Origin of the sequence: Colwellia psychrerythraea 34H (genome assembly GCF_000012325.1) — a bacterium.
Classification (GTDB): Bacteria; Pseudomonadota; Gammaproteobacteria; order Enterobacterales; family Alteromonadaceae; genus Colwellia; species Colwellia psychrerythraea_A.
The window spans coordinates 455446-476647 of sequence record NC_003910.7 but is presented as its reverse complement, the minus strand read 5'-3'; the positions used below and the strand labels follow the sequence as shown (position 1 = coordinate 476647).

At 38.6% G+C, this 21202-nt stretch carries 17 protein-coding genes; 2 read left to right on the top strand and 15 right to left on the bottom strand.

Features of this window, described 5'->3' with window-relative positions; genetic code table 11:
- Positions 1–42: 42 nt before the first annotated feature.
- The 7 genes from aroB to CPS_RS02090 all read right to left on the bottom strand — a co-directional run bounded on the left by aroB (position 43) and on the right by CPS_RS02090 (position 6814).
- Positions 43–1107, bottom strand: a complete 1065-nt coding sequence (gene aroB, locus CPS_RS02120) for a 3-dehydroquinate synthase (protein ID WP_011041334.1) — start codon at positions 1105–1107, stop codon at positions 43–45.
- A gap of 35 nt (positions 1108–1142) precedes the next feature.
- Complete coding sequence (gene aroK, locus CPS_RS02115) at positions 1143–1661, bottom strand: shikimate kinase AroK (RefSeq protein ID WP_011041333.1); 519 nt, start codon at positions 1659–1661, stop codon at positions 1143–1145.
- Between the two features lie 240 nt (positions 1662–1901).
- Complete coding sequence (locus CPS_RS02110) at positions 1902–4022, bottom strand: type IV pilus secretin PilQ (protein ID WP_011041332.1); 2121 nt, start codon at positions 4020–4022, stop codon at positions 1902–1904.
- A gap of 11 nt (positions 4023–4033) precedes the next feature.
- Positions 4034–4588 carry a pilus assembly protein PilP gene (locus tag CPS_RS02105; protein WP_011041331.1) on the bottom strand — a complete coding sequence of 185 codons (555 nt, stop codon included), beginning with the start codon at positions 4586–4588 and terminating at the stop codon, positions 4034–4036.
- Positions 4585–5181: a type 4a pilus biogenesis protein PilO gene (locus tag CPS_RS02100; RefSeq protein WP_011041330.1), complete on the bottom strand. Its 597-nt coding sequence runs from the start codon at positions 5179–5181 to the stop codon at positions 4585–4587. Before CPS_RS02100 ends, CPS_RS02105 begins: the two co-directional genes overlap by 4 nt.
- Positions 5181–5747, bottom strand: coding sequence for a PilN domain-containing protein (locus tag CPS_RS02095; protein ID WP_011041329.1), 567 nt, complete (start codon positions 5745–5747; stop codon positions 5181–5183). Before CPS_RS02095 ends, CPS_RS02100 begins: the two co-directional genes overlap by 1 nt.
- Positions 5735–6814 (bottom strand): pilus assembly protein PilM, encoded by a 1080-nt coding sequence (locus CPS_RS02090; protein ID WP_011041328.1) that lies wholly within the window; start codon positions 6812–6814, stop codon positions 5735–5737. Before CPS_RS02090 ends, CPS_RS02095 begins: the two co-directional genes overlap by 13 nt.
- Before the next feature lie 127 nt (positions 6815–6941).
- On the opposite strand from CPS_RS02090, the gene CPS_RS02085 reads away from it, so the two are divergent.
- Positions 6942–9533 carry a penicillin-binding protein 1A gene (locus tag CPS_RS02085; protein ID WP_011041327.1) on the top strand — a complete coding sequence of 864 codons (2592 nt, stop codon included), beginning with the start codon at positions 6942–6944 and terminating at the stop codon, positions 9531–9533.
- A gap of 142 nt (positions 9534–9675) precedes the next feature.
- On the opposite strand, the gene argA is transcribed toward CPS_RS02085, so the two are convergent.
- From argA to argC, 6 genes are all read right to left on the bottom strand, one after another.
- Positions 9676–10986 (bottom strand): amino-acid N-acetyltransferase, encoded by a 1311-nt coding sequence (argA, locus tag CPS_RS02080; RefSeq protein WP_011041326.1) that lies wholly within the window; start codon positions 10984–10986, stop codon positions 9676–9678.
- A 42-nt stretch (positions 10987–11028) separates the two neighbouring features.
- The gene (argH, locus tag CPS_RS02075; RefSeq protein ID WP_011041325.1) at positions 11029–12966 is read right to left on the bottom strand and encodes an argininosuccinate lyase; all 1938 of its coding nucleotides are present in this window, start codon (positions 12964–12966) and stop codon (positions 11029–11031) included.
- 2 nt (positions 12967–12968) lie between these two features.
- The gene (locus tag CPS_RS02070) at positions 12969–14225 is read right to left on the bottom strand and encodes an argininosuccinate synthase (RefSeq protein ID WP_011041324.1); all 1257 of its coding nucleotides are present in this window, start codon (positions 14223–14225) and stop codon (positions 12969–12971) included.
- A 117-nt stretch (positions 14226–14342) separates the two neighbouring features.
- On the bottom strand, positions 14343–15284 hold the full coding sequence (locus CPS_RS02065) for an ornithine carbamoyltransferase (RefSeq protein WP_011041323.1): 942 nt from the start codon (positions 15282–15284) through the stop codon (positions 14343–14345).
- A 52-nt stretch (positions 15285–15336) separates the two neighbouring features.
- Entirely contained in the window at positions 15337–16119 is a 783-nt protein-coding gene (gene argB / locus CPS_RS02060; protein ID WP_011041322.1) for an acetylglutamate kinase, read from the bottom strand.
- Between the two features lie 73 nt (positions 16120–16192).
- Positions 16193–17248, bottom strand: a complete 1056-nt coding sequence (argC, locus tag CPS_RS02055; protein WP_011041321.1) for an N-acetyl-gamma-glutamyl-phosphate reductase — start codon at positions 17246–17248, stop codon at positions 16193–16195.
- 121 nt (positions 17249–17369) lie between these two features.
- Here argC and argE point away from each other — a divergent pair, with 121 nt between their 5' ends.
- Positions 17370–18518, top strand: coding sequence for an acetylornithine deacetylase (gene argE, locus CPS_RS02050; RefSeq protein WP_011041320.1), 1149 nt, complete (start codon positions 17370–17372; stop codon positions 18516–18518).
- A 63-nt stretch (positions 18519–18581) separates the two neighbouring features.
- On the opposite strand, the gene CPS_RS02045 is transcribed toward argE, so the two are convergent.
- Positions 18582–19709 carry a DUF1624 domain-containing protein gene (locus CPS_RS02045; RefSeq protein WP_011041319.1) on the bottom strand — a complete coding sequence of 376 codons (1128 nt, stop codon included), beginning with the start codon at positions 19707–19709 and terminating at the stop codon, positions 18582–18584.
- 40 nt (positions 19710–19749) lie between these two features.
- The gene (locus tag CPS_RS02040) at positions 19750–21129 is read right to left on the bottom strand and encodes a hypothetical protein (protein ID WP_011041318.1); all 1380 of its coding nucleotides are present in this window, start codon (positions 21127–21129) and stop codon (positions 19750–19752) included.
- Positions 21130–21202 lie beyond the last annotated feature (73 nt).

Below are 21202 nucleotides of genomic sequence, written 5' to 3'. Positions count from 1 at the left end.
TTAAATTCTTCTCGTAGACAGCACGCCTACGAGAAAAGATAATTATAGAATTTCTTGAAGCGTATCTTGAGTGACATCGTCACGAATTTCAGATTGACCAATAGCTGTTGGTATTATAAATCTCAGCTTACCGGCGATATTTTTTTTATCTCTACGCATATGACGAATAAACTCAGCGAAGCCCATGTTTTTAGGAGCCGTTATGGGTAAATCAAACGCTGAAATTAATTTTTCTATACGTCGAAATTCTGACACTTCAAGCAAATTCATTGCTAATGCTAATTTAGCAGCAAGTACCATGCCAGTAGCTACAGCTTCACCATGCAACCATTTTCCATAACCTTGCTCGGCTTCAATAGCATGACCAAAAGTATGACCTAGATTCAGCAGTGCTCTAACTCCTGATTCTTTCTCATCACTAGCGACTATATCAGCTTTACATTGACAGCACTTTTCTATCATTTGTGCTAAAACTTGTTTTTCACCCGCTTTAATGGCTGAAATATTATCTTCAAGCCATAAGAAAAACTCTTTATCACCTAAAATACCATACTTAATAACTTCAGCCATTCCCGCATTAAACTCGCGAATTGGTAAAGTAGTAAGGCTATCAATATCAATAAATACAGCTTTAGGCTGGTAAAATGCGCCCACCATATTTTTACCTAGTGGATGATTTACTGCTGTTTTGCCACCTACTGATGAATCAACTTGTGAAAGCAGGCTTGTCGGAATTTGTATAAAATCAATTCCACGCTGATAACATGCAGCAGCAAAACCAGTTATATCACCAATAACTCCACCACCTAATGCAATCAAAGTTGTATCTCTGCCGTGCTCAAGAGTAAGCAGGTGGGAAATAATAACCTCAAAATTAGCTAAATTTTTCTCAGCTTCACCATCAGGGAGTATGACTTCATCGACTTCAAAGTCGGTTAACTTCGCTTTTAATGAGTCTAGATATAAAGGTGCAACAATATCGTTTGTTACAATACACACTCGTTTCGCACGAATATGAGAAGAGAGCAGGTCTGTTTTATTTATCAGACCTGAATCAATATAGATAGGATAACTACGTTCGCCTAGATCAAGATTAAGAATTGCCATAAAAGGGTACTACTAGACTCCAACGCTGATTAAATTTAAAAGTCGAGACGCTCGATAATCTTATGAGCGACAACTTTGGCGCTTTGATCATCGGTTTGCACTATAATATCAGCGATATCTTCATAAAGCGGATTACGTTCAACAGCTAAATTTTCTAAAACTGTACGCGGCTCTTCTGATGTTTGTAGAAGTGGTCGACGACGGTCTCTTTGGGTACGAGCGACTTGTTTATCGATTGTTGTTTCAAGATATACAACAATACCGCGAGCAGATAAGTGATTACGAACATTAGTGCTAATAACTGAACCACCGCCGGTAGCTAACACAATACCGTGCTTTTCACTTAGGTCCTCAATGACCGTTTCTTCTCTTTTGCGGAAACCTTCTTCACCTTCAAGATCAAAAACCCAAGCAATATCTGCTCCTGTGCGGCGCTCTATTTCTTGGTCAGAGTCAAAAAACTCAAGATGTAATCGGTCTGCTATTTCTCTACCGATAGTGCTTTTACCAGCACCCATAGGGCCTATAAGGAATATGTTACGTTTTTCTGCCATTAGATTTACTTAATACTCGTTGGGTTAACAGAACAGTCAAAAGTCTAAATACTGTGAATTTGAACTTTTGACGCAAAAGAGGTCTCCCTCGGAAATTTCAAGGGCGTAATTATCGCAAGTGTTAAGCATGAATTGCAAGCAACAATAGTACTATCTTAGTTAAAAACTCTCTTATTAAAACAAAAAATCCATTAAATGACGAAAAATCACGGCATTTAATGGATTTCCTATAAATATAGACTAAAAGTGTTCAGTTACAATTCGAGGTGTAACGAAAATTAATAATTCTTTTTTCTCGTTTAGCTGACTTGAATTTCTAAACAACCAACCAAGGTAAGGAATATCACCTAAGATTGGAATTTTAGACACTGTGCTGATAATGGCTTGCTGGTAAATACCACCCAGTACAATTGTTTCACCGTTATTAACTAACACCTGAGTGCCAATACGCTGAGTATCAATCGCCGGTGCAAAACCACTTGTAATATCCGATATAGTATCTTGTGTCACTACTAAATCTAAAATGATTTTATCATCAGGGGTAATGTGTGGCGTTACTGTTAAACTCAACACTGCTTTTTTGAATTGTGTTGCTGTTGCACCGCTTGAAGCCGCTTCTTGATATGGAATCTCTACACCTTGTTCTATGTAAGCTTCCTTTTGGTTAGCTGTAGTTATGCGTGGACTAGCAATAACTTCACCTTTATTTTCTTTCTCAAGTGCAGAAAGCTCTAAATCAAGAATAGTACCATTGGCCAAACGGGCGACCTGAAAAGCAATTGTGCCTGCAGCATTAGCCACCGGAAGATTCACATTTAGGCCATCACCTATAGTAGGGACTTGACCCACTCCTGGGGTGGTTACTCCTCTTGTACCGTTGGCGCTACTAGCTCCTTCAATAGAACCTGAAGTAGCAAATTCACCATCCGTATTAGTCACTCCCCAACGAATACCTAACTCTTCATTCATATTATCTTTGACAGTTACCATACGAGCTTCAATCACCACTTGTCGAACAGGTACATCAAGAATAGTGATCATCCGTTTGATATCTTCAATACTCTTAGCTGTATCGCGTATTAATAGTGTATTAGTACGTTCATCTACTGAAACACTGCCGCGATCAGATAAGATACTGGTATCTTCATTTTTAATCAGTTCTGAAAATTCAGCAGCTTTTGCATAATTAATTTGCAGATATTCAGAATATAAAGTGGCCAACTCTTCAACTTGTTGCTTTGCTTGCAGGCTTTGAGCTTCTCGGGCAGCCAGTTCATCACTCGGTGCGACCATTAAGATATTACCTTGCATGCGCTTATCTAGGCCCTTCACTTTTAAGATAATACTTAATGCCTGGTCCCAAGGTACGCCATCTAAACGAAGCGTTATATTACCTGTAACGGTGTCGCTGATAATTAAATTAAATTCATTATAATCCGCAATTATCTGTAAAACAGTTCGAACAGGAATATCTTGAAAGCTTAATGAAATACTACGACCAGTAAAGTCATCAGTGTCTCCTAGGTAGGTAGGGGCTTTTTCAGGTTTTTTCTTTACCGTTAATATGAATAAGTTTTCTTCTTGTTTTTGAGTGAAAATAAAACCACTCTCAACGTCAATGACTAAGCGTGCATTCCGTCCTTCTTTAAACGTTTCAATACTGGTAACGAGTGTACCAAAGTCAGTAACATCTAACTTATAAAGTAAGTCGTCAATAATTTCAGTATTATGAAATTCGACATTTAATTTGCCTAATTTATCATTTACGTCAGCAGCTAACATACTGTCTTTTAGGTAAACTAATATTTGCCCTTCATTATCACCATTTAGTCTAAAGTCGATTGACTCTATAGAATTAATAAAATCATCACCTGCAGGGCTTAATGTTTCAACAATTTCAGCTGATTCTCCATAGTTAAAAGTAATAGAAAATTCTTTTTCATTATTCAATGAAACATCAAAAACAGCCAGTTTCTCTAGACTAATTAATGCTACAACTTTGCCAGTTTTAGCATCTAAATTGATTCCTTTTATGCCTGCATGGTTAATTAAAGTCTCAGTTAGATCTTTACCATAAGTATTGGCGTCAAACGTCACTTCTACAAACGCAGGAGTCATTGATGTTTTAACTATAGGTAAGGAAGTTATGTTTTTTGTAAAACTAAAAACAACTACAATTTGATCACTTTGAATGGTGTTATATGAGATACCAATCAATTCATTATTATTTATAGAAACATCATTGCTCGCAGCACTTACTGAAAACGATAGCGTGAATACAGACAATATAAATAGGTTCAAAAGCCAGAGTTCTTTTACAGCAGTAAAGCCTTTATAATTTTTCATTTTATTAAATAGCATTATTAATTCCTTTACTTATTTGACTCTTCAGATTGCACAATATTTAATGTAGCTTCACGCTCTACCCAACACCCTGAACCATCTGGAGCTAATTCAATTATTTTCACTGTTTTTGCACTCACCTGTGTAATTCGACCATTATATAAACCAAGATAATTTCCTAGAGCAACTCGATGAAGACTTAAGTCTGAAGCTTCTAGTAAAGCCCATAACATACTTGCATCGCCCAAAGTACCGCGCATAGTTAAATCACTTAAAGCATACTTTTCTAACGGTTGTTTACGACGGTTAGTATCGGGACTTAAGCATCCTGCCATTTGCTGCATTTTTTGCTGTATAGCTTCAGGCCTAGGTAACACAAATGGGCTACGTAGGTCATCAGCAGAATAAGCGATGTGATTAAAAGGGTTCACCTCTGGCATAGGATCAATGTAATTGGTCGTTGTTGCCTGCACTTGAGCCATGTGCGTTTTTATTTCTGAAGTATCGTCAAAACACCCCGATACCAAAGTCAGCGCCGTGAGACTGAGAATAATTTTTGTCGATATTTGTTGGACTTTTATCATTTGGCTGCCTCCTCTTGATAACGGTATGTTTTAGCTTGTAGCTTTAAATTCAATATTTCACTATCACTTTGTGAGATACTAATCTTAAAGTCGTGCAAGGTCACAATTCTGGGTAAGCCAGCAATTTTGCTAACAAACTGACCAAAGGAGTGATAAGGACCTATTACTTCAATATCAATCGGTAATTCAATATATATTTCTTTACTAATTTCTGGTTGCCACTCTAATTTTACAAAATCAAGACCACTGGTTGTACCAACAAACGTAATATCATCTAATAAACCTGGGATCTCATGGCTATTGGGTAAACTACGCAGTTGATTAGCAAAAGTATCTTCTGCTTCAACCATTTGAGCGCGAAACAAGTCTAAATTAGCTGCAACATGGTATTTAGCACGGTAAGATTCTTTTAACGTTTTTTCTTCGTATGAGACACGATCAAGTTCTTTCATTTGATCGCTAATTAAGCCCATATAACCTAAAAAACCGACCATGACCGCTAGAAAAACAGCTAAAAGCAGCTTTGCCGCTGCGGGCCATTGACCTATATTATCAAGTTCAAGGTTGTCAAACTGGGATGCATCAAATTTCATTATTTGCTCCCTTTCTTAGCATCATCTAAGCCTTTAATTTTCACTTTCATTTTAAAACTGCTAAGTAGTTTAGGAGATCCATCATCAGCAGTAATAGACTCAGGGGTGGCATCAACAAATAAATCAGATAACTCAACCGCACGAATCATATTAGCTAAATGGTTGTTCGATTCGCTCTTTCCAGTTAGCTGTAAAGTATTACCTTGTTTTTCTAGCTCGATTATATAGATACCATTAGGGATGATTTTTGCTATTTCATCAAGTACTTGTGTGCCTACATTACGACTACGTTGTAATTGTTCAACAACATTAATTCGTTTTTGTAACGCTAATTTCTTCGCGTTTAAGGTTTTTATCTCATCAATCTGAATATCAAGTTGGGCAATTTCATTTTTCAAATATTGATTTTTACTATTTTGACCATCAATATGAGCTTGATAATAAAAATTAATAACTAAAACCAGAGCTAAGGTAAGTAAACCAACCGCGGCTAAAATGGTAAAGTATTCTTTTTGCTGAGCCTTCAGTGCTGCTGCGCGCCAAGGAAGTAGGTTTATATGTGCCATGGGGTAAAACTCCTTAAGGCTAAACCTGTTGCCACCATTAATTGAGGTGCAACATTAGCAAGCTCAGCTTGCTCAATAGATTCACCACATGACATATCATTGAATGGATTAGCAATAACGGTATGTATTCCTAATTCTTCTGTAAGCAAGCTTTCAATGCCTTCTAATGCCGCTGTACCGCCAGAAATCAATAAGTAATCGACTTTGTTTTGACCACTGGTCGTTAAAAACATCTGAATTGCACGACGTATTTGCTGCATTAACACCGTATGAAAAGGTGCTAGGACTTCAAAAGTATAGTTTGGTGGTAAGTCGTTAGAGGTTTTTGCTTCTTCAGCCTGCTCAAAGGATTTATTGTAATAAGAGACAATAGAACGAGTGTACTGTTCTCCTCCAAACATTTGATCTCGACTATAAATATGTTTACCCGCATCAGTTGCTGAGAACAGTGTGACCGTTGATCCTATATCAACAATTGCCACAACTTTATCTTTTGCGTCATCTGGAAGTTGTGTTAAACATAAATCATAAGCTCGGCCAACGGCATAAGATTCAACATCAATGACCTTGGCATGGAAGTCTCCGGCATCTAATGCTGCAACACGCGCTTCAATTGATTCAGTTCGAGCCGCACTAAGCAACACATTTACTTTGCTAGGGTCCGATTCATTAACATCAAGAGTTTCAAAGTCTAAACTAACTTCATCAAGGGGAAATGGAATGAGGCTATCAGCTTCAATTTCAATTTGGCTTGCCAGTTCATCCTCTGTCAAAGCTACATCCATATAAATCAATTTAGTAATAACAGTTTGCCCTGATACTGCAGCTGCTGCATCAGTGGCTTTTGCAGAAATCTTTTTCCTCAGTTTCGCTATAACGGCACCAACAGCTTCGATATCTTGAATCTCACGATCAACAACCGAACCTCGAGGCATTGGCTCAATGGCAAAATCTTCAATTATAAAGCCTTCATTTCCCTGACCCAATAGTACAGCCTTCGCTGAATGAGAACCAATATCGATTCCAACCATCATTGAGTTTTTCTTTTTCCATAGTTTGTCTAGCATAACGACCTACAATTTTTATTTTTGTAATTATTTTAGACGCAAAATACGCATAAATACATTTATTACATGCTTTTACACGATATACTAGTACTATCTTACATTTTTATCCACCAATTGGTCTTTTGCTGTGTTGTCAATCAAAAATTTATTAAAAGTCAGCTTGATACTGTTAATTTTAGTCTCAATTGCTGTTTATAGTTTATACCTTTCGATGCGTTCAGATTTACCTAGTGTTGAGTTATTAAAAGACTTGCATTGGCAGACACCATTACAAGTTTATAGTCAAGATGGTTTGTTAATTTCACAGTTTGGTGAAAAGAAACGTACACCATTAACACTAGAGGAAGTTCCTCAACAACTTATTGATGCTTTATTAGCTACCGAAGATGACCGATTTTATTTACATTTTGGTGTTGATCCAATAGGCATGGGTCGTGCCGTGCTTGGTAAACTAATGGGTCAAGATAAAGGCGGCGCTAGTACCATCACTATGCAAGTAGCACGTAATTTTTTCTTAACTCGTGAGGTAACTTACACACGTAAAATTCGTGAAATATTCTTATCATTTCACATTGAAAATTTACTGAGTAAAGATGAAATATTAATGCTATACATTAATAAAATTGAATTGGGCCATAGAGCATTTGGTTTTGGTGCTGCAGCTCAAGTTTATTATGGTAAAGAGATTCATGAGCTTAATCTTGCTCAAATTGCGGTACTCGCCGGGCTACCTAAGGCTCCTTCAACATTAAATCCTATTCGTTCACCAAAACGAGCTCAAGCTCGACGGTCTGTCGTTCTTCAACGTATGCTAGTGAGCGGCTACATTTCTGACCTACAATATCAAACAGCTAAGAATGCACCTATCACAGGAAAAAGACATGGTGCTGAAATTGAATTAAATGCTCCTTACATTGCTGAAATGGCTCATAATGAAGTGCTTAAGCGTTACGGAAAAGATAAAGCTTATACAGAAGGCTACAAAGTATTTACTACTGTAACGGCAAAACTACAAACCGCTGCAGAACAAGCCCTGGTAAATAATTTATTGAATTATGACCAACGTCATGGATATCGTGGACCTCTCTCTTCACTTAGACCTCAAGTAAGATCTACCGACGACACTTCTGAAATACAGATAGTTCCGTTGTTACAAAAAGAGCTATCCAAGGCGTTATCAGATGCGACTTATTATCAAATGCTTGAACCGGCGATAGTGCTTGCCGTTGAAGAGAAGTCGGTCAGTATTCAATTACGCAACAAAGTGACTGCAACAATTAAGTGGCAAGGATTAGCTTGGGCACGTCCTTATATTAATGACCAAAAGCAAGGTAGACCACCCAAAACTGCAAAAGATATCCTGACGTATGGTGATGTCATTTTAGTTAGTAAGATGACTGATAATAATTATCGTCTAGGACAACTTCCAACCGCTAGTGCCGCCATTGTGTCTTTATCTCCAAATGATGGTGCAATTAAAGCAGCCGTTGGCGGCTTTAGTTTCAAACAAAGTCAATTTAATCGTGTTACTCAAGCTAAGCGTCAAGTGGGGTCAAATATCAAGCCCTTTATTTATTCTGCAGCTCTCGAGCATGGATTCACTCTAGCTTCATTAGTGAATGATGCTCCGATAAATCAGTGGGATAAAAGTTCAGGGGTTGTATGGCGTCCTAGAAACTCGCCTGAAAAATATGTGGGTCTATTGAGAGTTAGATTAGCACTAGCACAATCAAAAAATGTGATCGCAGTTCGATTATTAAAAAGTATTGGCGTTACCAATACCATAAAGCACTTAACCACCTTTGGATTCAATGCTAACGATTTACCGCGCAATGAAACGTTAGCACTTGGCTCTGCCTCCTTAACACCGTTAGAAGTCGCCACAGGCTTTGCTGCGTTTGCTAATGGCGGATTTTTAGTAGAGCCCTATCTAATTCAGCGTATTGAAAATAGCGATGGTGAAATTATTTATCAAGCTGATCCGGCCATAGCTTGTGATCCATGCATTCAAACTGATTTATCAGATGACACTGACCAAGAACTGGATGTATTAAGTAATAATATTCCAGATCACAATATAACAATTGAAGATGAACAACTATCTAAGCAATCTGAGGACGATCAAACTGTTGAGATCAAGCAAGCAAGTCGCATTATCAGTCCACAAAATGCTTTTTTAATCACTCAAGCGCTTAATAGTGCAATTTGGGGCGCCGATTGGAATACTAAACATGTCTGGCAAGGTACAGGATTTCGAGCGAGAACATTAAAGCGACGTGATATTGCAGGTAAGACGGGAACAACCAATGAAGCAAAAGATGCTTGGTTTTCCGGGTTTAGTCGAAATATTGTTACCACCTCATGGATAGGCTTTGATGATCCTCGCCATATTCTGGGGCAATCCGTTTATAATAATAACTTAGGGAAAAATCAAACAACGGGTAAAGAATTTGGTGCGAAATCAGCGCAGCCGGCATGGATTGACTTTATGCGTATTGCTCTGGCTGACGCTGAGCCAGAAGCTTTTCAACCTCCCGTGGATATTGTTTCGGTCCGTATTGATAAAACAACAGGAAAGTTAACCACCAAGACCGATAAAACCAGTCAATTTGAATACTTCCGTCTAGGAAAAGTACCAACAGAATATGTTACTGAAGACAGTAGCAGTGAAATATTATCTGGCGGTCAGCAAAAAGAAGAAGAGGAAGAGCTGTTTTAATCAAGAGTTAACTCTGTAAAGTCAGTTGTTCTTCATCTTACAAAAACAAAAAAGCAGCGAGTGATTTACACTAGCTGCTTTTTGTTTATATGGTCTTCGTCAGATCCAGTGTCTAGCTGAATATCACCATTAGAACCATCAGTTATATATCTTTGATAAAGACTTTTGAGTTACGTTGAAAGTTATACATCTGTTTCTTCCCTTCAGGTAACCTTTCAAGTGATGCCTCAACAAAACCTTGTTCTAGAAACCAATGTCCGCTGACGGTAGTCAATAAAAATAGTGACGTTAAACCTTTCTTTTTTGCACTCAACTCTAATGCATTGATAATTCTTTCACCTCGATTGCCTTTCCGGTAATCAGGGTCAATAACAACACAGGCAACCTCAGCCATTTTTGCTTCAGGATAAGGATATAAAGCAGCACAAGCGATAATGACTTCTTCTTTTTTAAGCACAGTGAAATATTCTATTTCCATCTCCAGTAACTCACGAGAGCGCTTCACTAAAACCCCCTCCTCCTCGAGCGGCTGAATCAATTCTAGAATTCCAGCAACATCATCAATAGTTGCAGTAGCAATCAATTCCTTATGATCTTTGGCAATCAAAGTACCCGCACCATCACGGGTAAATAGTTCTTGCAACAATGCAGTATCACTTTGATAACTAACACAATGACAACGCTCTACCCCGTTTTCACCACTTTGAATGATTGAGCGGAGTAATAGCTGACGCACATGGCAGTCTTTTTCATCAAGCAAGGTTTTTACCGTGCGAACACTACAGCTACGAATTAACTTTCCAGACTTATCAATAAGTCCTTCGTCTTCAGTGAATGCAATAAGCTTATCTGCTTTCAGTGAGATAGCTGTTTGTGTAGCCACATCCTCTAAAGCCAAGTTAAACACTTCACCTGTTGGTGAATAACCAATGGGAGAAAGTAAAACAATTGAGCCGTAGTCCAGCTGCATGTTAATGCCATCTGAGTCTATTCTTCTCACAGTACCTGTGTACTTATAATCAATGCCATTGCGAACACCCATAGGTTTTGCAATGACAAAATTACCTGTACTAACTCGAATTTGCGAGCCGTGCATAGGTGAATTAACCACCCCCGTAGAAAGCAATGCTTCGATATGAAGACGTAAGGAGCCGGTAGCATCCTTCACAGCCACTAATGTTTGTGCATCAGTGACTCGAATATTGCTTACAACATTTTCCTCAAGACCTCGTTGCTGCATGCGATCTACAATTTGTGGCCTTGCGCCATGCACTACCACTAACTTCACACCTAAACTACGTAACAATGAAATATCATGAATAATATTAGCAAAATTTGGATGCGTAACTGCTTCACCACCAAACATAAGTACCACCGTTTTTCCACGATGGGCATTAATATAGGGCGCTGCATTTCTAAACCATTTAACGTAATTTTGCTCGCTATTATTCATGTTTTCCATTCTTTAATATAACTTAGGTATTTTCAGTAAAGACTACTTACTTTGACCAACAATATATTCCATCGCTACTTCATCAGCAGGATCTTTATGCGGGCTTGGTTCACTGTCTTCAATGATATTATCGGCGAGCGAGTTCTTATCTATTACGTTAAAACCAAGCTGTTCAAAATACTGAGGAATGTAAGTTAAAACAATAATCTGTTCTAATTCCATTTGATTAGCAAATTCTAACAAATATTGAACAAGCGCCTCACCTTGACCTTGCTTTTGTGCATCATCTTGCACAACAACAGAGCGTATTTCTGCTAAACCTGTTTGATAAATGTAAAGCGATGCGGTGCCAACAACATTACCGTCAAGTTCAGCTACGACGAAATTCTGGATATCATGGATTATGTTGTCACGAGTTCGAGGTAAAATCTCACCTTTATCAGCCCAAAAGTTAGTCAGTTGATGGATACAATCAACATCAGACATTCTGGCTCGACGGACAGACATAGCTGCAGCGCGTTGTGCATTTAAGCGCTGTTTTACTTGCTTAAGTGCCCCTTCAATTCGTTGTTTTCCTGGTGCGCCAACAACTTGTTCATTTAAAATAGCTTCATTGCCAGACTGGGTAGTTGCCAGCGCTTTTTTAACTTGTGAACGTGAAGTACCACCAAGCGCTTCACGCTTATTAAGCGTTGATTCAATTGAAAGGTGTTGATAAACATCTTGCTCAATTTTATCACTAAACTCTTTCAGTTGACTTATGGTTAAGTCTTCTAAAGGTACACCTTTATCGATGGCAGCTAATACCACTTCACCAACAATATGATGTGCTTCACGGAACGGAATGTCTTTACCCACTAAATAATCAGCAAGCTCAGTCGCATTGGCATAACCTTGTTGAGCCGCCGCCAATGTACGAGAACGATTAACTTTTAAACCGTCAGCAACTAACACAGCCATTTCCATACATTCTTGCCACGTATCAAGCGCGTCAAACAAACCTTCTTTGTCTTCTTGCATATCTTTATTATAGGCAAGCGCCAACGCTTTCATTGTGGTTAACATGCCCGTTAATGCACCAAAAACACGTCCTGATTTACCACGAATTAATTCACACGCATCCGGATTTTTTTTCTGTGGCATTAATGAGGAGCCAGAGCTAACTAAGTCACTCATCTCTACAAAACCAGCTTCACCTGAATTATAGAAAATTAAATCTTCTGCAAAACGTGATAAATGCATCATCGAAATACTGGCTGAAGCCAACAATTCAATAACATGATCTCTATCAGAAACAGCATCAAGGCTATTCATCGTGGCCGTTCTAAAACCTAAGCTATGTGCTAAAGCATTACGGTCTATTGGATAAGCAGTACCTGCTAAAGCACCAGAGCCTAATGGCGAAACATCTAAACGATAAAGCGCATCTTTTAAACGACCAATATCACGGTTAAACATTTCAACATACGCTAAACACCAATGACCGAAAGTAACCGGTTGTGCTCTTTGAAGATGGGTATAACCCGGTAACACAGTATCTTTTTCACGTTCAGCTAAATTCATCATCGCTTGCTGTAGATTCACCAGTGCAAACAATAAATCGCCACCAGTTTCTTTACACCACAGCTTTAAATCAGTTGCTACTTGGTCATTACGACTACGACCTGTATGGAGCTTCTTACCTAAATCACCGGTTTTTTCAATTAACTGAAGTTCCACCCAACTGTGAATATCTTCCGCATCTGATAACAAAATTTGCTCAGGATCGGCTTCAACAGACGCTTTTAACTCATTAAGTGCTGCCACTAAACGTATGTGCTCTTCATCACTTATTACGCCAACACTATTAATAGCACCTGCCCAAGCAATTGAACCAACAATGTCTTGCACTGCCATGCGGTAATCCACTGGTAGTGAGTCGTTAAATCTTTTAAATTGTACGCTAGCTTCGCCTTTAAAGCGGCCGCCCCATAAAGCCATTGTTATTCTGCCTTATCTTTTAAAGAGTCTTTTTGAGAAAGCGCGGTAATCCTGCTTGATAGACTAAATAAACGAATAAAACCTTCGGCATGTTTTTGGTCGTAAACATCATCAGCGCCAAAAGTAGCAAACGCTTCAGAATACAAACTATTTGGAGAGCGACGTTGAATCACTTGCGCCATACCTTTGTATAATTTAACAACAACATCACCTGTTAGCTTTTCAGCAAACGATGCAGCAGAGGCTAGCTGTGCTTTAGCAAGTGGTGTAAACCAACGTCCGTCATAGATAACATGAGAGAATTCAAGTCCTACAGATTCACGGTATTTAAGTGATTCTTTGTCTAGAATAAGCGTTTCTAAGCCTTTGTAAGCGGCCATTAAAATAGTACCACCTGGTGTTTCATAACAACCACGAGATTTCATACCGACTAAACGATTTTCTACGATATCAATTCTGCCGACACCGTGTGCTGAACCTTTCTCGTTAAGGTACATTAAGGCTTCATAGGCACCAGCGCCATGTTGAGAAAAATCTTTACCATCAATACCAACCAATTCACCTTCTTTAAAGCTTAATTGTACTTTTTCCGGCACATCTGGCGCATCCATTGGATCAACCGTCATGGTCCATACTTCTTTTGATGGCTCACACCATGGGTCTTCTAACTCACCACCTTCATGAGAGATATGCCAAGCGTTTGCATCACGACTATAGATTTTAGTTAATGAAGCAGCACAAGGAATATTACGTTCTGCTAAATAATCAAGTAAGTCTTCACGAGAAACCATGTCCCATTCACGCCATGGTGCAATAACAGTAAGCTCTGGCGCTAAAGCGGCAAAACAAGATTCAAAACGTACTTGGTCGTTACCCTTACCGGTACAGCCATGACACACTGCATCAGCGCCAACTTTAAGCGCAACTTCTATGTGTGCTTTAGCAATGATAGGACGTGCCATTGACGTACCTAACAAATATTGACCTTCATACACTGAACCTGTTTTCAGAATTGGGTAGATATATTCTTTTACATATTCTTCTTTAAGATCAACTACATAACATTCTGATGCACCTGATGCTATGGCTTTTTCTTTAACGCCTTCAAGTTCTTCATCACCTTGGCCTACATCAGCACAAAACGCGATAACTTCACAACCGTCGTAATTTTCTTTTAACCATGGAATGATAGCTGAAGTATCTAATCCACCTGAATATGCCAGTACTACTTTTTTAATTGTTTTCTTTGCTAAAGCCATGTTCTTCTCTCTTAAATTTTTAGATATAGCTAGTTAGTATCATTACTAACTTAGCCAAAATTAGTTTGTATTAATTATTCAAAACGCTGTCAAATCGACCAATACTTAACACAGGGATTACTTACTAAATAGTGCAACAAGTACGGCATTTTGTGCCCACATTCTATTTTCTGCTTGTTGGAATACTTTTGATAATTCACTATCAAATAACTTCGTGGTTATTTCTTCTTCCAAATGCGCTGGTTGGCAGTGTAACACCATGGTCGCTTGCGCTTTTTCCATCAGATCATGATTTACTTGATAGGGTGCAAATTTAGCTAATATTTCAGCTTTCTTGCTACTATCTTCATCACCCATAGAAATCCAAGTATCGGTATAAATGACATCTTGTTTACCAATGGCGTTGATATCATTAGTAAGCGTCAACTGACACCCTGACTCTTGCGCAAGTTCTTTGGTTTTTTCAACGATGTCAGCTTGCGCTTCATGACCCTCAGGGCTAATTAACGTGAAATCTACACCTAAAATTGCCGCCATAATCATTAATGAATTGGAAACATTATTACCATCCCCCACATACGCTAGTTTTACTTGGCTTAAATCAGGGTAAGTCTCTGATAAAGTAACAAAGTCAGCAAGCGCCTGACATGGATGATAAACATCGCACAAAGCATTAATTACCGGAACACTAGCATGTTCAGCTAAACCTTGAATTGAATCATGGCTAAATACCCGAGCAACAATAGCATCAGCAAAACAAGATAAGTTTTTTGCATAATCACTAACACGTTCACGTTCACCTAACTTACCATTTTGTTGGCCCAAGTACAGTGCATGACCGCCTAGTTTACTGATGCCCATATCAAAGCTAACATGAGTTCTTAACGACGGTTTTTCAAAGATCATAGCCACTGACTTACCAGCCAATACTTGACTATAATCCGCAGGGTTTTGCTTAATGTTAATCGCTAATTCGATTAATGCTAATAATTCGCTTTTATTTAGCTGATCATCAGCCAAAAAATTGTTTAATTGTTGTAATGCTATATTTTTCGACATAAGTATTTTCTCTCAATATTCCTATAAAACGCTTTGATGATAACCGCTGTACTTAGTTAGGTTGGATTTGTGTGCCAACACCATGACCATCAAGTAATTGGGTAATTTGCTCTGGCGATTGCCAGCTGGCAACCGCGATACTTCGTCGTAATTGTTGTGCTGCGTGCAAGGCAGCATTTACTTTCGCTGTCATACCACCTGCAATAACACCTTGCTCTATTAGCTTTTGCGCTTGTTCAGCATTAAGTGACGATAAATACTCACCGTCTGCATCTTTAACACCATTCACATCCGTTAGTAACAAGAGTTCAGCATTGAGTAACTGACAAATAGCAACAGCAGCATCGTCAGCATTAACATTAACTAAATCACCATTGTCTAGCGCACCAATAGAAGAAATTACCGGTAGAAATTTGGCTTTTAATAAACAGTCTAATAATTTACTGTTATTAGTTTGTGGAACACCCACTTGACCTAAGTCTTGAGTAGATAGCGTACAACTGATCATATCACCATCATTTAACGATAAACCTACGGCGGCTAAATCCATACTATTAGCGGTGCCAACAATAGCTTTATTAACCGTGCCAGCAAGAGCACCACTTATCAAGCCTACCTGCTCTTTTGGGGTTACACGTAAACCGTGTTTTTTCTCGGTAGTAAAACCAGCTTGAGCCAACATTTCATCAACGACACAACCACCGCCATGGACCAAAACCACTTGTTTATTTTTCAGCTGTGAAATTACGTTTAGTAAGGCATTAAGCGCGGATTCTTTTTCAAGAATGGCGCCGCCAATTTTAATGACTAATGGTTTCAATACTGGGTTATTCATTACTATTCCTTAACTCGGTGCTATCGCTAATTTTTTACGTTTTGCTTCATGAGTATTTATTAATAGGTATATATTAACAAGTGCTGATTAATGAGTATTCGCTGGCCAAGCCAAGTGAAATATTAAAACATTGTACGGCTTGTGAAGCGGCGCCTTTTAGTAGGTTATCTATAGCACAACTCGCCACCACAACTTGCTTGTCTTCATCAAACTGCCAGTGCACATCAGCAAATGGTGTATGAGCAACATTACCTATTTCTGGCCAACTTGCTACTAATCTGACTAAAGGCTTATCACTATATGCCTGTTGAAAAGCCTGCTGTACTTGCGCAGTAGTAACCCCAGCTTTAAGTTGCAAAGTGACCGTTGCTAAAAGCCCTCTTTTGTAGGGCGCTAAATGCGGACTGAAAATAACATCTATAGCGGCTTCTTGTGATATTTCTGGCTGATGTCTGTGCTGTAATACGTTATACGCTTTTAAACTCACTTCATTAAAGTTAGTCGCTAATGATGCGTTTCTTCCTGCACCACTCACTCCGCTTATACCATTAACCACAACCAATGAATTTTCTACCACTAAATTGTTACTGGTAAGCGGTTTTAAACAAAGTAAACTTGCCGTTGGATAACAACCAGGAACAGCAACTAAATTTGTATTAGCAATCTCATCGTGTTGCCATTCAGCTAAGCCATACTTAGCCGATGATAATGCGTCGATATTAGCGTGCTCAAAGCCATAATATTTTGGATAATCTGCAGCATCTTTTAGTCTAAAACCACCTGAAAGGTCAAACACCTTAACACCTGCTTCTACAAACGCTTGCGCCCAATCGGCACTAAATTCATGAGGAGTGGCAAAAAACACTACATCCAATTTCGCTGCGTATTCATCAAACCAAGCGGCAGAAAATGCTTCTAACGGTAAATCACAAATCCCTTGGAATCTGCCGTGTAATTCACTAAATAACTTTCCTTCTGAACTACTATTTTCAGAGACAACTAAATGACAAATGTGTGCTTGGCTGTGTTTATATAATAAGCCCACAAGCTCTGCGCCAGCATAGCCACTCGCGCCTATAATCGCCACTTTTTGTACACTGTTATTCGAATCTAATATAGCCTTTGTCATTTTTGAAGTAGCCTTATGAAAGCATGTTATTTACACTAGTAATATAAAGTAACACTACATGGGTAGTTATGCAACTAATCAGCATAAGTATTTAAGTAAATATTCAATTTATAGGTTCTATATGACACAACTGCCTAATTTCAGTCAAAGTTTAAGCCAGTTAATCGCCTGCCCTTCGATCAGCTCCACACAACCGAGCTGGGATCAAGGCAATAAAGAGGTGATCCAACTCTTGGCAACTTGGTTTGAGCAACTCGATTTTAACATTGAAATTCAAGCAGTACCCAACACCAGTAATAAATTTAATTTACTTGCCAAGTTAGGGAGTGGTGAAGGTGGTTTATTACTAGCAGGCCACAGTGACACAGTTCCCTTTGATGAAAACCGCTGGCAATCTAATCCTCATACGGTCGTAAATCAAGACGATAAATTTTTTGGTTTAGGTACCTGTGATATGAAAGGTTTCTTCGCTTTCATTTTGCAAGTTTGTAAAAATTTAAGAGCTGACCAACTTAAAAAACCTCTATACATTCTTGCCACCGCAGATGAAGAAACAACCATGGCAGGAGCACGCTTTTTCGCTAAAAGTCAGGCAATAAAACCTGATGTAGCCATTATTGGTGAGCCAACCAATTTGGTACCTGTGGTTATGCATAAAGGTCACATGTCACATCGTATTAGTGTCGAAGGTAAATCTGGCCACTCAAGCAAACCAAACCTAGGTATTAATGCCATAGAGATAATGTATAAGGTCATTGGTCAGTTAATAGAGCTAAAAGAAAAATTTCAGCTCAATTATGAAAATCAAGCATTTGATGTTCCGGCACCAACGTTAAACTTAGGTGCTATTTCTGGTGGAGATAATGCCAATAGAATTTGTGGGCATTGTCATTTAGATATCGATTTACGATCACTGCCAGGCATGAGTGATGATGAATTGATTAACTGGCTGAGCGAGGCACTTAAACCACTGGCAGAACTTTACCCAGGTAGAATTAGTTTTGAAGAAATGCATCCAAGTTCACCAAGTTTTGAGCAAAAGAAACCCAGTACATTGATTGATATTGCACAAGAGATTAGTGGCCATAGTTGTTGTGCTGTTAATTACGCCACAGAAGCCCCCTACATTCAGCAACTTGGCTGTCAAACCATAGTGCTTGGCCCTGGCTCAATCGATCAAGCCCACCAACCTAATGAATTTTTAGCGCATAGTGAAATTGATAAAACCGAAAAGCTGCTAACAAAAATGATCCAACATTACTGTTTATAGGTAAGATACATTCCCGCAAAAGTGCAGTCATAATATTGCTATGACTGCGTTTCCTTAGCTTTTTTATAAGTATTTCAACCAAAGTGAATCAGGGTGCTTAACTTTAAAGCTTCGATACCATATACAAAATGGAAAAAGGAGCAACAGTAATACGCCACTAATAATGTAGGTATTTGTAAGGTTAGTAAAATCACTCAAACCTCCATAGGTGGCGGTTCCCGTTAAGAAGATTCGATGCACTAAGTAAAACATCATTGAGGTTTGCCCAAAAACAAGCAATACGCCATTAGGTCGCACACCTATGCGCTGTTCAACTTTAATCATTAACGCTAAAATAACCGCCATAAGTCCTAACTCAAGCATGATAAAACTCGCCGAAGGTGGGTACTTGCTTACATGTAACCATTGTTGCCAGCTATTATCTTCTCTTAATAAGAACATGTTGCCGTAATCATTAAAGTAACGGATAGCAATAAAAGCAGCTAACGCGGTGAAACCTAAACGGAACAGTAAATTGGCAGGGCTAATGGTAACTTTCCCATCACCATAATCTAGAATATACCGACCAAACACCCAACCCAGTATCATCACAGATAGCCAAGGTACGAGGGCGTAAGAAATACTTAAATCTGCTGAGGAATATTTACCGATTAACAAAGCAACAATGATTGATTGCTCCTGTCCTCCAGCAAACCAAAACTGAGCAGTCACTAATTCACCACCTAAAATCCAAGCCATGGCAATAATGAGCAGCTGTGTACTCGATAAACGTCGAAAGAAAGCCATACACATCATGGCAATACCTATAGCATAAAGTACTTGGAAAATAAGCTTACCAGAAAAGAATGAAGTGATTGTTGGATCGAGTAACGCAATAAAAGCACCACGAAGCAAAATATCTTTATCAATCGCTTTGCTGTCAAAACCTCGAGAGAGCTTTCGTTCGACACTTATAGCTAAAGCGGTGCCAGCAAGGAAGACAAATACGGGTGCGCAAATGTGACTTATCCAACGGGTAAAAAATTCAAATGCTGGCAGCGGTGAGCCTATTATATAACTGGCTGCAGAGTCGGTCGATAAATGCTCTTTGTTATAGGCCATTGATACATGATCAAGCACCATGATGATCATGACAAAACCGCGCATCCAATCAATTGCCGCAATACGCTTACTCTTTACTTTATTTGTCATTATTTCATATCCTTATGTAAAATCACTTTATCTCAAAGTATTATGACTCAATGTTATTCCAAAGATTTTGATTGGCCTTAATTGAGAAGTACTCATTAGCATGCCAACAACGCGGTAATAAATCTAACTGTTGCCTCTCTTGGGAGTTTGAACTTAATAACGCTAATATTTCATTCAAGCGCTCTTTACTCAAAGTTGCCAACTTCTTCGCTGTTTGAGTGAAATATAAATTACTCGTATTTTTAATGACACTATTTTGGCCATAGCCAATAAATGTTAATTGTCGTGTGGCCATTCGACAATTAGGCTGCTCTGGATTCTTTGGATAAAGCCTATTTACAATGGCATATTCATAACAATCGCTGTGGTCACCAAATTCCCCTAACGGCATATAAACAACACCAAAACCCTGTGGAAACATACCGGTGATTTTATATAAGGCATCAACAACGCTTTGTGCACAAGCACCAAGCTCAGCATTTTTATTTAATACCTGAAAGACTTTTGGTAATAACTTGTAGTTGTAACTTGCTTTGGTAGATAAAATTATCGAAGTGTAAATTTGCGGTACTTTGAGTATATTACCAATAGTATTTTTTGGATTAACGCTACTTTTCAGTAATTGTTTTATGAAAGCTAATTTATCTTTTTCATCTAAAAAGAATTGCTCTCGCTCTGCCTTTGTATTACCAACAAAAGTAGGAATGCCAATCCCTTCACTGATGTATTTTATAGTCTCACGATAATTAATTTGTAGTAATTCTTTTCTTTGCTTAATTTCTAAGGTGCGAAAAGGGTCTAATCCTCCCTCAGCACCGCACAGTATAGTTTGCGCTTTTGGGTGATAATTACCAATATCTTGTAATAACGCCGCTATAACCAGTGGCACTTTAACTTGCGCGACAAAGCGTTGATATTTTTCAGCATCATGATTAGCAAAATCAATAAATTGCTCAGTAGAGATATCGGTTAAAAACTTATTAATATAAGGCTCACGCATCTGACCATCAATAATTAAACGGTCAAGTAATCGTAAGCATAATAACGCTTTATAAATCGATTTACTCTGCTCATTACTCGTGGCGACACGTTTACCCTCAGTTGGACTTAATAATTGAATAGTACCGAGGAATTGGGCTGATTTTCGGTTATTTTCAGCATAACTATCTCCTTCCGCGAGCTCTATGATTGTTAACGAAATGGCCAATAAACTCGCATGTCTCTCGGTACGTTCCATTAATTTTAAAGGAGACTCTTCTGCAGATTTTTTCTCGTCTGAAGGAGTAAATTCTTCTTGCTCAAAATAGCCAACGGCGCGGTCTAATAAAGAGTCTTTAACCGCACTTCGTCCGTATACTTTGGCCAACAAATGATGAATTTGTCGTGTGTAATGTGTTTGATGGGGGGTATCTTTAGCCATTGCACCGCTAGAGTGAATAAATAATATCTATCATGCTAGGAATTATTACTAAAAGCAATACTTAGAGAAAGGA